Raw genomic sequence first — 14,378 nt, 5'->3', positions numbered from 1 at the left:
CGCTCCGAGGGGGACCCGGCCTTCTGCTGCCGTCGGGCGCGGGCGCCAGGTGTGCGGCGGGGCCGGATCAGGCGCGGCTGCGGTTGAACCAGGCAGCGCCGTCGGACTTCGCCACGAAGACGACGACGAGGATCGACAGGACGAGGTGCACGATGCCCAGCAGGGTGAACGGGTAGAGCGCAAGGAGAGCGGTGATCACCCCGACCACGATGAGGGTCACGCGCAGGCCGTTGCCGCCGCTCTTGAACTTGACGGCCAGCACCGCCAGCAGCACGCACCACACCAGCGCGAGGACGGCTATGCCGACCAGCGCGGAGGTGCCCTTGTCCATCATGCTGGTGAGCTGGGAGTCGTCCGTCTTGTCCTTGGCTCCGTTGATCATCACCCCGCCGATGATGAAGATGAGGCCGCCGATCAGGCAGAGGCCCGACATGACCCACATCATCACGCGCGCGGCCTTCACACCGCCGGGCATCTCGGTCATGGTGCCCCCGCCCGGGTAGCCGCCGTCGTACGGCTGGACGGGCGGCGCCTGCGGGTAGCCGTAGCCGGGCTGGCCCTGGGACTGGCTGCCGGGGTATCCGTACCCTGGCTGGCCCTGCGGCTGTCCCGGGGGCGGGCCCTGCGGCTGGCCCTGAGGCTGTTGCCCGTACGGGTTGTTCGGCTCTCCGAAGCTCATGGACGATTCCTCCGTGCATATGCGGGGACAAGCGGACCGCGCGGAGGAACACGACGAACTGAGCGGATGCCCCCCTGCACTGCCGCGGTTCTACCGGGTCATCGTGATGGCGGAATCCGCGCCTTGTCCAGTCACTTCCCGTATGCGTTGTGCAAGCGCAACGCATACGGGGCGTGCGGGGGACCGAATTGGAACACTGACAGGGTCATCCGCGAGGATGGGGCCATGAGCGCCCAGATTCTCGATGGCAAGGCCACCGCCGCCGCGATCAAGTCCGATCTGACCGTCCGCGTGGCGGCCCTCAGGGAGCGGGGCGTGGCGCCCGGCCTCGGCACGCTCCTCGTCGGTGACGATCCCGGCAGCCGCTGGTACGTCAACGGCAAGCACCGCGACTGCGCCGAGGTCGGCATGGCCTCGATCCAGCGCGAACTGCCGGACACCGCCACGCAGGAGGAGATCGAGGCGGTGGTACGCGAGCTCAACGAGGACCCCGGTTGCACCGGCTACATCGTCCAGCTGCCGCTGCCCAAGGGCATCGACACCAACCGCGTGCTCGAACTCATCGACCCGGCGAAGGACGCCGACGGGCTGCACCCCACCAACCTCGGCCGCCTGGTGCTGAACGAGACGGGCCCGCTGCCCTGCACGCCCAACGGCATCCTGCACCTCCTGCGGCACCACGGCGTCGAGATCAACGGTGCGCACGTGGTGATCGTCGGGCGGGGCATCACCGTCGGCCGGTCGATCCCGCTGCTGCTGACCCGCAAGTCCGAGAACGCGACGGTCACGCAGTGCCACACCGGCACGCGCGACCTGGCCGCGCAGCTCCGTCAGGCCGACATCATCGTCGCCGCGGCGGGTGTGCCGCACATCATCAAGCCCGAGGACGTGAAGCCGGGCGCGGCCGTGCTCGACGTGGGGGTGAGCCGTGACGAGAACGGCAAGATCGTCGGCGATGTGCACCCCGGCGTGGCGGAAGTGGCCGGCTGGCTGTCCCCGAACCCGGGTGGCGTCGGTCCGATGACGCGCGCGGAACTGCTGGTCAACGTGGTCGAGGCAGCCGAGAGGGCGGTGGGCACGGAGTGAGTGAGAAGGCACCGGCCCGGGGTGGCTCAGAACCCGCCCCGGGCGTGGATCCCGGACCGGGTGCGGACCCCGGCCCGGAGGCCGCTCCCGCCCTGGGCGCGGTCAGGAAGCCCGGCGATCCGGACACGGTGGTGACGACGCCCGGCGAGCTGGACGCGGTGGCACCTGAGTCCGCAGGTCCCGAGGTGGTGACCGTGAAGCCCGGCGATCCCGACGCGGCGGTCGCAGCGCGTCCCGCTGGGGGTGCCGCGGACCCGGCGGCTTCCGCGGCTTCCGCGGCCTCGGATTCCAAGGACTCCCAGCCCTCCGTGGACTCCCCGGACGCAGACGACTCGCGGTCCGGTGCGGATCGGGAGGGCCGGCCCGAGGCCGCGCCGGAGGCGGCACCGACCAACGGTGACGGTGACGGCGACGGTGACCGCGACGGCGCGGCGGCACGGCTGAACGGCGCCACCGCGCTCGGCGGCGCGGAATCGCCCGTCACGCAGGACTTCCCGCCCCCGGAGGGCGCCGGCCGGGCGGCTTCGGGGGACGCGCCCGCCCCTGCCCGGCAGTGGCCGCTGATCAGCGTGCTCGCGCTGGCCGCGCTGGGGCTGCTGACCGTCGGGGTGCACCCCTTCGAGGCCGCGTTCCGCGTCGGCACGATCATGGTCGGGGTCGCCCTGGTCGGCGGCTCCGTGCTGCGCAGGTCCGTGCCGTCGGTCGGCATGCTGGCCGTACGGTCGCGGTTCACGGACATGGTCACGTACGGGGTGCTGGGCGTCGCGATCGTCCTGTTCGCGCTGATGATCCAGCCGCGCCCGTGGGTGGACATCCCGTTCCTGCAGAGCGTCGTTCACTCGTCGGTGCCGTAACCGCGGTATCGCCGGAGTCGCGGTGGCCGCCGTAACCGCCGTGACCCGCGGTGGCGGCCGCCGGGACCACGGGAACGTGCTCACAGGTCCGGGCGGCGGGAGGGCCGGGCGGCGTCCATCCCCTCCCCCGAGGGGGGACGCGCGCCGCCGGACCTCCCCGACCGCCCGGACCTGCCGCCTCAGCGTCGGGCGAACGCGGCCGGTGTTCAAGGTCCGGACCTTTCCTGTGACACGGACGTGGCCGTTTCGACACGGTGTGATCGGGCGGCAACAGTGGGAGACTTGGCCGGGCGCCGCGAGCGCGCGCCCGGGGGTGAGGGGGGCTCATGGCGCGCCGTGGTACGGATCCCGAGGATGAACTCGCGGACCGCATGCGCGAACTGATCGACCGCAGCGGGCTCGGTCTCGAAGCCGTCGCGGCGAGGACCGGCGCGAGCCGGGAGGACTGGGAAGCGTACGTACGCGGCCTGCGCCGCCCGCTGCGCGATGTCACGGCGGCCCTGGCGGAGGCGGTCGGCGCGCACAGGGCTCCGCTGCTCGAACTGTGGGACCGGGCCGAGTCACGGGCACGGTCCGAGGGCACGGCCCCGGACTCCTACCCGACGATCTTCCTGCCGGGCGGTGCGCTCGACGCCCCCGACGAGCCGGGCGGCACTCCTGAGCAGCCCTCCGGCACTCTTGAGGGGCCGCTCGCCACCGGCGGCTCCGACGCGTCGGGCACCGCCCCCGGGTTACGGGGCGGGACCGGCGGCCTCTTCGCTTCCGAGGACACTGGCGACTCGGTACCGGACTTCTCATCCCCCTACGGCCCCGGACATCTCCCGGGCCCTTCACCTCACTTCGACGATCACTCCGATCACTCCGATCACTCCGATCACTCGGGTGGCTCGGGTGGGTCCGGTACGTCCGGTCTTTCCCGTTCCTTCGGTGACTTCGGTGACTTCGGTGACTCCGGCGATTCTGGTTCCACCGGTCGTCCCCGTCCCGACGATCACTTCGAGCCGTCGGGCGATCACTTCGAGCCGTCCCGCAGCCCCGGCCCCGAGCGGCGGACCGGGCACGCCAGGACCCTCACGCTCGTGTCCACGGCTGTCGGCGTCGCGCTCGTCGTCCTCGCCGTCGTGCTGCTGACGGGCCTCGGCGGCGGCGACCCGGCCGGAAACGGGTCCCGTACGGAAGCCGGGCCCTCGGCCGGGGGGCCTACCCGCGCGGCCGGCCACCCCGGCGCCGGGTCCGGTTCCCGGTCGGTGCCGGGCGCTCCCGCTCCCACGGCCTCCGGCCGGGCGCCGGACTCCGTCGTCGGTCCGTCCGGTGCCGGCACCGGCAGCGTCGGCGGTTCGTCCCCGGCGCCCGGTGTCTCGACCTCCGTCTCCCTCTTCCCGGCCCTCGGGTGCGCTCCCGGCGGGTGCGCCGGGCGCGACCCGGAAGCCATGGGCTGTGCGTCCGGACACGCGGCGACGGTCGCCACCGGCATGGTCGGGGACGCTTTCGTGGAGGTCAGGTACAGCGCAGCCTGCGGCGCCGCCTGGGCCCGGGTCACCGGTTCGGCGTCCGGGGGCACCCTGCGCATCACCCCCGGGGGCGATCCGGTCGCCGCCGGTGCGCAGGCAAGCACCGGGACGTACACACCGATGGTCGCCGCGCCGGAGCCGCACGGCCTGCGTGCCTGTCTCACCCTCAGTAGCGGGGCACAGGGCTGCGCCACCGCGAGGTAGCGGCGCCGGACCGGACCCGGAAGGCGTCGGACGCGTGCCGTGAGGCCCCGGATTCGCCCGGTGAGGCAAGACACCCGGGGGCACAGGTGTCCGGGCCCGCCGGTCGGATAGCCTGGCCGCTGGATTTCTCTTCACATCAAGATTCGGAAGGTTCCGGCCGCGACCCGGACCGGTGGCCGCTCCGGGCGGTTGTGGGGAGGCGTCCCGCACACCAGGGACCCGCACACCAGGGCCGGCCCCACACCGCCAGCTTGCTATCGGAGATCGCCATGACCCGCACTCCCGTGAATGTCACCGTCACCGGCGCGGCCGGCCAGATCGGCTACGCGCTGCTGTTCCGCATCGCTTCCGGCCAACTGCTCGGCGCGGACGTGCCGGTCAGCCTGCGACTCCTGGAGATCCCGCAGGGGCTCAAGGCCGCCGAGGGCACCGCGATGGAGCTCGACGACAGCGCCTTCCCGCTCCTCGCGGGCATCGACATCACCGACGACCCGAACAAGGCGTTCGACGGTGCGAACGTGGCGCTGCTCGTCGGCGCCCGCCCCCGGACGAAGGGCATGGAGCGCGGCGACCTGCTGCAGGCCAACGGCGGCATCTTCAAGCCGCAGGGCAAGGCCATCAACGACAACGCCGCGGACGACATCAAGGTCCTCGTCGTCGGCAACCCGGCCAACACCAACGCGCTGATCGCCCGCTCCGCCGCCCCGGACGTACCGGCGGAGCGCTTCACCGCGATGACCCGTCTCGACCACAACCGCGCGCTGTCGCAGCTCGCGCAGAAGACGGGCGCCGCGGTCTCCGACATCAAGCGCCTCACGATCTGGGGCAACCACTCCGCCACGCAGTACCCCGACATCTTCCACGCGGAGATCGCCGGCAAGAACGCCGCGGAGACCGTGAACGACGAGACCTGGCTCGCCGAGACGTTCATCCCGACGGTCGCCAAGCGCGGTGCGGCGATCATCGAGGCCCGTGGCGCGTCGTCCGCCGCGTCCGCCGCGAACGCCGCGATCGACCACGTCCACACCTGGGTCAACGGCACCGCCGAGGGTGACTGGACGTCGATGGGCGTCGTCTCCGACGGTTCGTACGGTGTCGCGGAGGGTCTGATCTCCTCCTTCCCCGTCACCACGAAGGGCGGCGCGTACGAGATCGTCCAGGGCCTCGACATCAACGACTTCTCGCGTTCGCGCATCGAAGCGTCCGTCAAGGAGCTGGAGGAGGAGCGCGACGCGGTCCGCTCCCTCGGCCTGATCTGAGCCGCTCCGCCCACCGGCCGGCCGAGCGGATGGCCGGCCGACGAAATGTCCGGCCGGCCGTCGGGTCGTGATGACTCGTAAGGCTGAACGCCGACAAGGGCCGGGTGACCGTGAAGCTGGGCGCCCGTACGGCTGAGACGCCGGAACTCCCCGTCACGTACGGGGAGTTCCGGCGTTTTTGTGCTGCGGGGGTGTGCGCGGACGCGTAGGGTGCTGCCTCCGGCGAACCGCCGTACCACGTCGACACGGGGGTCAGGCTCAGGTGTCCCATTTCGCGGCGCCACCGCCGCAGCAGCCGAACGAGAAGACGGCCGGGGTGCCCGCGGCACGCCCCGAGGCCGCGCCGCAGGATCCGGTGGGGCCGCCCCCCGGGCGTCCGCCCGTCGTGCCGGCGGTCAGCGAGGCGTGCCGCCTCCTGTGCGCGGGGGTGTACCTGGACCCCGGTTTCCGGGACGCGGTGCTCGACGAGCTGTCCGTGCACGAGGAGCGCTTTCCCGCGCCGTCGGTCGGATTCGACGCGGCGCGCGTGCTCCTGCACGCGGCGCGCGCCAGGCGGTTCGAGATCGGCTGGGCCTGCGCTCTGGTCGTCCTGTGGTTCGGCGCCGCGCTGATGGCCTCGTTCGCCGGGCCCTTCCTGTGGTGGGGCGCCGTGTGGATGGCGCTGGCGCCGTTGATCAGGGGCCGGGCGGCGCGGCCGGTCACCGCGCGGCTCGTCTTCGCGTTCCTGTCGCGCTGGTTCGGGCGCCTGCTGTTCCTCTGCGCGTTCGTGCTGCTCGTCGTGGGCCTGTTCGGGGGGTTCTCCGACGACGGTGGCGCCGACGGGTTCGATGCGGGCGGGTCGGGCGACCTCGGTGTGCCCGGGGCGCTGGGCCTGGCGGACGGGGGTACGGGCGGACTCTCGGGGGCGCCCTTGTCCTTGGGCGGGGTCGAGCAGGGCATGGCCGGGCTCGCGCTGTTCCTGCTCCTGCTGATCACGCTCGCGGTCGCGGCGCGCGAGGGCCGGTTCGCGGTGGTCATGCAGGGCGAGCTGTCGCGCGGCGGCTTCCCCGCGCTGCGCTCCGACCCCGCCGAACGGGCGGGCGACAGCCCGCGCCTCAGGATGCTGCGCGACCGGCTCCGCGCCGAACAGCACGCGCCGCTGTCGATGTACCGCTCCAGCGAGCCGTTCAGCGGCTACGGGGTGCCGTTCGACGTCTGGAGCCTGGCGGTGGAGCTGCGCCCGCGCGAGGGCGCACGTGCGGAGCCCCTCGACAACGCCGGGATGCTGCGGCGGGTGCGGCCGCTCGTCGAGGCGCTGCGCGTGCCCTCGCCCCGCGCGTCGGGACGGGCCGCCGACGCGGTACGCGACCGGCTGCGCGAACTGGTCGTGGACGAGTGCGTGTTCCTGCCGGCCGACGGGATGACGCGGCGCGACGGGGCACCGTACGGGCCGGGTCCGGTCGAGGCGCACCGCGCGGCGGCCGTCGAGGAGGGCGGGGAGAGCCGCCGCCACTTCCTGCGGGTGCGGGTCGGCGGCTGGCAGGAGGAGGTCGTCGTCACGGTGTTCGTACGGGTGCACACGCAGGGCGGCATGCTGATGGTGGAGTTCGCGCCGCATGTACTGATGCCCGTACGCGCCGACTTCCGCGACGCGGACCGGGCAGCCCACCGGTACCTGCGGAACAGGACGCTGGGCAAGGCGGCCTGGGCCCTCGGCCACTCCGCGGCCGCGCCGCCCCTCGCGCTGTACACGCTGGCACAGGCGGTGGCCGGGGCCTGGCGCCGGCTCAGCGGAGGTCACGCGCACGGGCTGCCCGAGGGGCCCCGGGTGTCGGTGCGCGAACTGGGCTCCGACAGCGACCTGTCGCAGTTCCAGGACATGGACGTGCGGCGGTACGTGAAGAGCATCCAGGACCGGGTGGCCGGCGGGGTGCACGCGGCACTGCGCGACGCCGGCTACGCGACGGGCGAGTTCGAGCAGCGCATCATCCAGGTCTTCGGCCGGGGCGTGTTCATCGAGAACGCGAAGGACAGCGCCATCGGCATCGGGGACCACAACAGCGTGAGCAACCACGACGAGAGGACGACCGGCCGTGACGAGGGCAAGTGACGGGGCGGACCACCCGGCGGACCCCGGGACGGCGGCAGCGGGTGGCGGGCGGGACTCCGCGCCGGGCGCCGGGGTGCACATCGGCTCGGTGACGTCCAGCGCGCTGAACATCGGCGACCACGGCACCGTCACCAACGTCCACCACCACCGGCCGCCGGACGCGGACGCGGCGCAGGAGGAACTGCTCGCCGCCGTGCGTGAACTGCGCGCCGATCTGGCGCGGTTGGTACGCACCGAGGGCACGGACGCCCTCGACGCCGAGCTGTCCCGCACCGAGGACGAGGTCACCGCGGCGGGTGCCGCGACCCCGGGGCGGCTGGCCCGGCTGCGGGAGGCGCTCGGCCTCGCGGGGGCGATCACCGGCAGCCTCGCGTCGGGGGTCGCCGTCGCCCGGTCGATCTCCGGACTCCTGGGGGGCTGAGGGATGAGCGGACCGACGGGGGAGGGCGGCCGGGGCCCCGGTCCGATGCCCTGGTGGGACGACGAGGCGCAGCGCTGGGAGAGCGGCGAGCGCGCAGAACCGTACGAACCGCCTCTGCCGGCGCTCCCGTCTCTCCCGCCCCGCCCGGCCAGTGCCCCGGCCGGCGCGACGGCTGCCGGGTTGGACACCGCGCCGCTGGTGGCCGCCGGTGAAGCGGGCGCGGGTCCTGGCGTCGAGTCCGGGGCCGGTGGGGCGTCGGGGGTGCGCGGCCTGCCGCGTACGCGCCGCGGTGCCGTGACGGTCGTCGGACTCGCGGCCGTCCTGGCCGCCGGGGGTACGGCGGCCTGGCTCACGTTCGGCACGGGGGACGCCGCACCGGCTGCCGGGGCCGCCGCGTCGTCGGCCGCCACCGGACACGGCCGTGGCGCGGCCACCATGGACGACGGTGCGTCCGGTGCCTCCGGTGGCTCGTCGAGTGACGGCTCCGACGGCTCCGACGGCCTTTCGAGCGGCGGCGGGACCACGGCGGGGACCGGGTCCCCGTCCGTCTCGGATCTGCCGGCCGGTGAACGGGTCGTGCACGATCCGCGCGGCTTCACCCTCGCGGTGCCCGACGACTGGACCCGCAGCGAGAAGGCGAACGGGGTCTTCTACACCTCGGCCGACGGCACGAGCCTGATCCAGGTCTTCACCGTCACGGAGAAGTCGCTGACGCCGGAGGCGGCCGCCGCACAGGCGTCGGAGGGGCTCGCCGCGGAGGACGGTTACGAGCAGCTGGACCTCGGCGCGGTGCCGGGCGGCGCGGAGAACCCGCTGGGCGACGCCGCCGAACTGGTCTACCAGTACGACAGCGCCGAGACCGGTTCCGTGCGCCAGGGCATCGAGCGGGTGTTCACGGCGGTCGACGGCAAGAAGTACGCGGTGCTGGTGGCCGCGCCGCAGGATCAGGTGCCCCTCCAGCGCGACCTGATGGACGCGGCCCTCTCACGCTTCGTCCCAGCCCCGGCCGGCGGCCCGCCGTCGGCGTCCTCCTCGTAGCGTCGGGCGGAGCCTTCCGCACCGCCCATGGCCGCGCGACGCTCCGTAGCGCTCGGGGCCCGTGACGCCCGTGGCCCCACGCGCCCTCGACGGGCTGTGGGGCCACGGGGCGTGGGGCCCGAGGACTGCGGGCGCGGGCGGTACGGGCGCGGCGGCAGCCGGTCAGCCGTGCAGCAGCTGTGCGGCGATGTCCCTCACGGCGGCCATCGCCCGGCGCTGCAGCCCCGGCCCGAACGTGATGCGGGTGGCGCCCAGCCGGCCCAGCTCCGCGGGTGCGGGACCAGGGGACGGTGAGGCCACGTTGAGGGGCCCTTCGATGCCCGCGCGCAGGACCGGGATCGCCTCCTGCGGCGCCACGATCGGGTAGACGCAGTCGGCTCCGGCCGTCAGGTAGAGGCGGGCCCGGGCCACAGCCGACGCGGGGTCGCTGTCACCGGTGATGAAGGTGTCGACGCGGGCGTTCAGGACCAGGGCGCCGTCCGCCGCCGTGACCACCTCGGCCAGCCAGTCCGCGTGGCGCCGCGGGTCCTTGAGGACGCCCCGCTCGGAGTCCTCCAGGTTGCAGCCGACGGCGCCCGCCTCCAGCGCGCGCTCCACCAGTTCCTTCGGCGGCAGCCCGTAGCCGCCCTCAAGGTCGGCGGAGACCGGCACGTCCACCGCCCGCGTGATGCGCGCCACCGCGGCGAACATCTCCTTGTGGGGCAGCTCGCCGTCCTCGTAGCCGAGGGAGGCGGAGACCCCCGCGCTCGGCGTGGCGAGCGCGGCGAAGCCCGCGTCCCGGAAAGCCCGTGCGCTCCCCGCGTCCCAGGGGCCGGGAAGGACCAGCGGGTCCTCCGGCGCTCTGTCGTGGTGTGCGGCGCGGAAGGCGTCGACGGCGGAGAGCGGCATGGCGGGATACCCCGTTCGATGGTGGCAAGGCGGAGGACGGACGGACGGATGCGATCGCGGGCCCCGGTACCCGGCGCTCGGTGGTCCGTGCGGGGTGCCCGAGGCCCGGTGGGCAGTATCGCGTGCCCGCGAGGGGCGGCGGGCCGGAAAGGCGGGGCCTTTAAGCGCGCGCGAGGTCCGGGGTTCGGGACCGGGGTCCGAACCCCGGGAACCGTGACGCGGTTCCCGGCGCGGGCGCGGTTCGGGGTTGCGGGCGTTGACGCGGGCCGGTACGGGGCGTGCCCGTGCCGGGCGGTTCCGCGTCGTTGCCGGGTCAGTGCTGGTGCGTCGCCGGCTGGTAGTGGCCCGGGACCATCCTGGTGCCGACGCCGAACCGGTTCCAGGCGTTGATGACCGTGATCGCGGCGATCAGGTGGGCCAGTTCCGTCTCGTCGAACTGCTTCGCGGCCTTCTCGTAGACCTCGTCCGGGACGAAGCCGTCCGTCAGGACCGTGATGGCCTCGGTGAGCGCGATCGCCGCGACCTCCTTGGGCGAGTAGAAGTGCTGCGACTCCTCCCACGCGCTGAGCTGGATGATGCGGTCCACCGACTCGCCGTGGGCGAGCGCGTCCTTGGAGTGCATGTCCACGCAGAACGCGCAGTGGTTGATCTGCGAGGCGCGGATCTTCACCAGCTCCAGCGTGGTCGTGTCGACGCCGTGCCGGGCGGCTGCGTCCAGCCGGACCATGGCCTTGTAGACCTCCGGGGCGAGCTTCGCCATGTCGAGGCGGGGGGTGTGCTCAGGGACTCGTTCGTTCGTTGTCATGGTCTCCACCGTAGGTGTCCGGTGGCGCAGGAGTATGGTCCATTTCCATGGAGGAAACGCGGGCCAATTCGACAGGTGGCGCCCCGGCGACCCCGTACGCGCAGGAGGCGCCCGACCCTCGGGACGGGGCCGGCGCGCGAGGCGGGGCGGGAGACGCCGCAGCCCGGCACGCGCGCGCCGTCCGGCGCCCGGACAGGGCCGGCTCCCCGGACAGGGCCGGCTCCCCGGACAAGGCCGGCGGCGCGGTGGCCGGGCGCGCGGCCCGCTCCCCGCGCTCCGCGTCCGGCCCCGGCGCCGATCTGCACCTCGACGACCTGGACCTGCGCCCCGGCCACGGCCTGCGTGCCTCCCTGATGGACGCCCTGCGCGAGGCCGTGCGCACCGGGCGGCTCGTGCCCGGCACCCGCCTGCCGTCGTCCCGTGCTCTCGCCGCCGACCTGTCGATCGCGCGCAACACGGTCGCCGAGGCGTACGCGCAACTCGTCGCCGAGGGCTGGCTCACCGCCCGCCAGGGCTCGGGCACGCGCGTCGCCCGCCGCACCGCGCCGCGCAGGGCCCACGGTCGGGCGCCCGGGCCGTCGGCGCAGGGACCCTCGCCGCTGCGGGGCGAGGGTGCCCGGTTCAACCTTCTGCCCGGCAGCCCGACCCTGGCGAACTTCCCGCGCGCGCAGTGGCTCGCCGCCGCGCGGCGCGCGCTGAACGCCGCGCCGCCCGAGGCGCTCGGCTACGGCGATCCGCGCGGCCGTCCCGAGCTGCGCACCGCGCTCGCCGACTACCTGGCACGGGCACGCGGCGTGGACGCGGACCCGGAGCGGATCGTCATCTGCGCCGGGTTCGTGCACGGGCTGCGCCTGATCGGGACCGTACTGGCGGGGCGCGGCGTGCGGACGGTGGCCGTGGAGCCGTTCGGCGTGCCGCAGTACCTGGCGCTGCTGACGGACGCGGGCCTGGGGACCCCGGCGCTGCCCGCCGACGGGCGGGGCAGCCGCACGGCCGCCCTCGGTGAACTCGCCGAGCTGCGCCCGGCGGGTGCCGTACTCCTCACCCCCGCGCACCAGTTCCCCACCGGCACGGCCCTGTCGCCCGAACGGCGTGCCGCTGTCGTCGACTGGGCGCGCGCCACGGGCGGGCTGGTCCTGGAGGACGACTACGACGGCGAGTTCCGCTACGACCGCCAGCCGGTGGGCGCCCTGCAGACCCTCGATCCGGAACGTGTCGTGTACTTCGGCACCACGAGCAAGTCGCTCGCACCGGGCCTGCGCGTCGGCTGGATGGTGCTGCCGCGTGCCGTGGCGGCGGAGGTGGTGGCGGCCAAGGGCCACTCCGACTGGGCGCCGGGTGTGCTGGACCAGCTGACGCTCGCGGAGTTCATCACGTCGGGCGCGTACGACCGGCACGTGCGGGCGATGCGGCTGCGCTACCGGCGCCGCCGCGACCAGCTCGTCGCGGCTGTCGCCGAGCGAGCGCCCGGCATCCGGGTGACCGGCATCGCGGCGGGCCTGCACGCCGTGCTCGAACTCCCGCCCGGCACCGAGGAGTCGGTCACCTCGGCGGCGGCGTGGCAGGGGCTGGCCGTGGAGGGGTTGCGGACGTTCATCCACGAGGGCGCCCGGGACCGGCCCGGGATCAGGGACCGGGCCGCGCTGGTGGTCGGATACGCGACGCCGCCGGACAGCGCGTGGACGGGGGCGCTGGACGCGCTGTGCCGCGTCTTGCCCTGAGGTGCTCCCGGCCGTGCGTCACTGTGCCCCGCAACCGCCGCGCACCGCTGGTGACATGACGTACATACGTACTACTCTGAGGCGGATTCGGCCATGGCCGGGCAGGACACTACAAGGGGGTGGCGCGTGACCACGCGCCGGACACTGAAGTCGAGCGCAGTCGTGCTCGGGGGAATGGGGCTGCTCGCGACCGCGCTCGTGGCGTGCGGCAGCGATCCCGACAAGCGCTGTGTGGACCCGCAGACGCACAAACTGCTGCCCGACAGCAGGTGCAAGACCAACGGGACGGGCCGGTACTACTACGGGGGATCCGTCAGCCACGGGCGTGTCTCCGGCGGCGGCTACTCCAAGTCGGCCGTCAAGCGCGGCGGCTTCGGCGGCGGCAGCCATCACGGTTCCAGCGGTGGCTGACGGCCGGACCCGTGCGACACCGGCCCCGGGCGCGGACCCGGTGACCCTCCCGCGCACCGCCCTCAGCCGTCACCCCGGCCCCGGCCCCGGCTTCGGCTCCGGGTCCCGACGCGTCTCCCGCTCCCGATCGGCGGGCGGGTGCCGGTGAAGCGGCACACCATCGCACCGCGCCCCGACTGGCAGCGGATCGTCGAGGAACAGGGCGTGGTCTACCCGCTCACCCGCTACCCGGACGACTCACTGCGGCCGTACTGGGACGAGAGCGCGTACTACTCGTTCAGCCTGCCCGAGGTCGAGGCGCTGGAGGACGTGGTCGAGGAACTCCACGCGATGTCCCTGGCAGCGGCCGAGCACATCGTGGCGCGGGACCGCTTCGCCGACCTCGGCATCACGGACCCGAGGATCGCGGCGGCGGTCGCGGAGTCCTGGCGCCGACGGCCCGAACTGCCGTCCGTGTACGGCAGGTTCGACCTGCGCTACGACGGTGACGGCCCGGCCAGGATGCTGGAGTACAACGCCGACACCCCCACGTCCCTGGTGGAGGCCGCGAGCGCGCAGTGGTTCTGGATGGAGGACCGGTTCCCCGGCGCCGACCAGTGGAACTCCCTGCACGAGCGGCTCGTCGAGGCCTGGAAGCGGCAGGCGCCGCTCCTGCCGCCCGGCCCGCTGCACTTCGTCCACAGCGAGCTGGACGAACTCGGCGAGGACCTGATGACGGTCGCGTACCTGCGGGAGACGGCGGAACAGGCGGGCCTGTACACCGAGGCGCTGTCGGTCGAGGCGATCGGCTGGGACGACATCGCGGGCCGGTTCGTGGACGACAGACTCCGGTTCATCCGCAGCTGCTTCAAGCTCTACCCCTGGGAGTGGCTGACGGCTGACGAGTTCGGCCCGCACGTCCTCGACACGCTGGACAACGGCGGTGGTACGGGCTCCACGTGCTGGATCGAGCCGGCCTGGAAGATGCTGCTGTCCAACAAGGCGCTGCTGGCGGTCCTGTGGGAGCTGTACCCGGACCACCCGAACCTGCTGCCCGCCTACCTGGACGGCCCGCGCGAACTCGCGGCCCGGGGACCCGGATACGTCTCCAAGCCGCTGCTGGGGCGCGAGGGCGACGGCGTGCGGCTCCACGGACCGGGCGAGCCCCCGGCCGTGCGGGCCGAACCCTGCTGCTACCAGGAGCTGGCGGAGCTCCCGGAGTTCGACGGCAACCGGGTCGTGCTCGGCGCCTGGGTGGTCGAGGACGAGGCGGCGGGACTCGGCATCCGGGAGTCGGCGGGCCTGGTGACGGACGCGTACGCACGGTTCCTGCCTCACGTGATCCGCTGACGGGTACGCGACGGCGGGCCGGGACGCCGCGCCGGGGGGACCGGCCCGGGGGACCGGCGCCGGGACGGTGTGATCGGACGGGC

13 protein-coding genes are annotated in these 14,378 nt (G+C 73.9%); 10 read left to right on the top strand and 3 right to left on the bottom strand.

All coding sequences use genetic code 11. The annotated features are described in order from the left end of the window. Nucleotides 1-67: 67 nt before the first annotated feature. On the bottom strand, nt 68-679 hold the full coding sequence (locus OG310_RS13095) for a hypothetical protein (protein ID WP_329456063.1): 612 nt from the start codon (nt 677-679) through the stop codon (nt 68-70). 225 nt (nt 680-904) lie between these two features. Between OG310_RS13095 and OG310_RS13090 the strand changes: the two genes are divergently transcribed. From OG310_RS13090 to OG310_RS13060, 7 genes are all read left to right on the top strand, one after another. Beyond that, nucleotides 905-1,765, top strand: coding sequence for a bifunctional methylenetetrahydrofolate dehydrogenase/methenyltetrahydrofolate cyclohydrolase (locus OG310_RS13090; protein ID WP_329456062.1), 861 nt, complete (start codon nt 905-907; stop codon nt 1,763-1,765). A 44-nt stretch (nt 1,766-1,809) separates the two neighbouring features. Then, the gene (locus OG310_RS13085) at nt 1,810-2,619 is read left to right on the top strand and encodes a DUF3017 domain-containing protein (RefSeq protein ID WP_329456061.1); all 810 of its coding nucleotides are present in this window, start codon (nt 1,810-1,812) and stop codon (nt 2,617-2,619) included. 326 nt (nt 2,620-2,945) lie between these two features. Next, the gene (locus OG310_RS13080) at nt 2,946-4,334 is read left to right on the top strand and encodes a helix-turn-helix domain-containing protein (protein ID WP_329456060.1); all 1,389 of its coding nucleotides are present in this window, start codon (nt 2,946-2,948) and stop codon (nt 4,332-4,334) included. Between the two features lie 269 nt (nt 4,335-4,603). Next, nucleotides 4,604-5,593: a malate dehydrogenase gene (locus tag OG310_RS13075; RefSeq protein ID WP_329456059.1), complete on the top strand. Its 990-nt coding sequence runs from the start codon at nt 4,604-4,606 to the stop codon at nt 5,591-5,593. A 262-nt stretch (nt 5,594-5,855) separates the two neighbouring features. Further along, nucleotides 5,856-7,682, top strand: coding sequence for a hypothetical protein (locus tag OG310_RS13070; RefSeq protein ID WP_329456058.1), 1,827 nt, complete (start codon nt 5,856-5,858; stop codon nt 7,680-7,682). After that, entirely contained in the window at nt 7,666-8,103 is a 438-nt protein-coding gene (locus OG310_RS13065) for a hypothetical protein (RefSeq protein ID WP_443078627.1), read from the top strand. Before OG310_RS13070 ends, OG310_RS13065 begins: the two co-directional genes overlap by 17 nt. A gap of 3 nt (nt 8,104-8,106) precedes the next feature. Beyond that, nucleotides 8,107-9,141: a hypothetical protein gene (locus OG310_RS13060; protein WP_329456057.1), complete on the top strand. Its 1,035-nt coding sequence runs from the start codon at nt 8,107-8,109 to the stop codon at nt 9,139-9,141. Between the two features lie 162 nt (nt 9,142-9,303). Here the strand turns inward: OG310_RS13060 and OG310_RS13055 are convergent, their stop codons facing one another. Further along, nucleotides 9,304-10,029 (bottom strand): isocitrate lyase/PEP mutase family protein, encoded by a 726-nt coding sequence (locus OG310_RS13055; protein WP_329456056.1) that lies wholly within the window; start codon nt 10,027-10,029, stop codon nt 9,304-9,306. 313 nt (nt 10,030-10,342) lie between these two features. Then, nucleotides 10,343-10,834 carry a carboxymuconolactone decarboxylase family protein gene (locus OG310_RS13050; protein ID WP_329456055.1) on the bottom strand — a complete coding sequence of 164 codons (492 nt, stop codon included), beginning with the start codon at nt 10,832-10,834 and terminating at the stop codon, nt 10,343-10,345. Between the two features lie 47 nt (nt 10,835-10,881). Here OG310_RS13050 and pdxR point away from each other — a divergent pair, with 47 nt between their 5' ends. The 3 genes from pdxR (at nt 10,882) to OG310_RS13035 (ending at nt 14,295) form a co-directional block, all read left to right on the top strand. After that, nucleotides 10,882-12,555 carry a MocR-like pyridoxine biosynthesis transcription factor PdxR gene (pdxR, locus tag OG310_RS13045; RefSeq protein ID WP_443078626.1) on the top strand — a complete coding sequence of 558 codons (1,674 nt, stop codon included), beginning with the start codon at nt 10,882-10,884 and terminating at the stop codon, nt 12,553-12,555. 174 nt (nt 12,556-12,729) lie between these two features. After that, nucleotides 12,730-12,966 (top strand): hypothetical protein, encoded by a 237-nt coding sequence (locus OG310_RS13040; RefSeq protein ID WP_443078846.1) that lies wholly within the window; start codon nt 12,730-12,732, stop codon nt 12,964-12,966. Nucleotides 12,967-13,110: 144 nt separating this feature from the next. Beyond that, nucleotides 13,111-14,295, top strand: coding sequence for a glutathionylspermidine synthase family protein (locus OG310_RS13035; protein WP_329456053.1), 1,185 nt, complete (start codon nt 13,111-13,113; stop codon nt 14,293-14,295). Nucleotides 14,296-14,378 lie beyond the last annotated feature (83 nt).

Source organism: Streptomyces sp. NBC_01497 (assembly GCF_036250695.1).
Lineage (GTDB): Bacteria > Actinomycetota > Actinomycetes > Streptomycetales > Streptomycetaceae > Streptomyces.
Note: the sequence above shows the minus strand (reverse complement) of the source record. Positions and strands in the feature narration are given on the sequence as shown.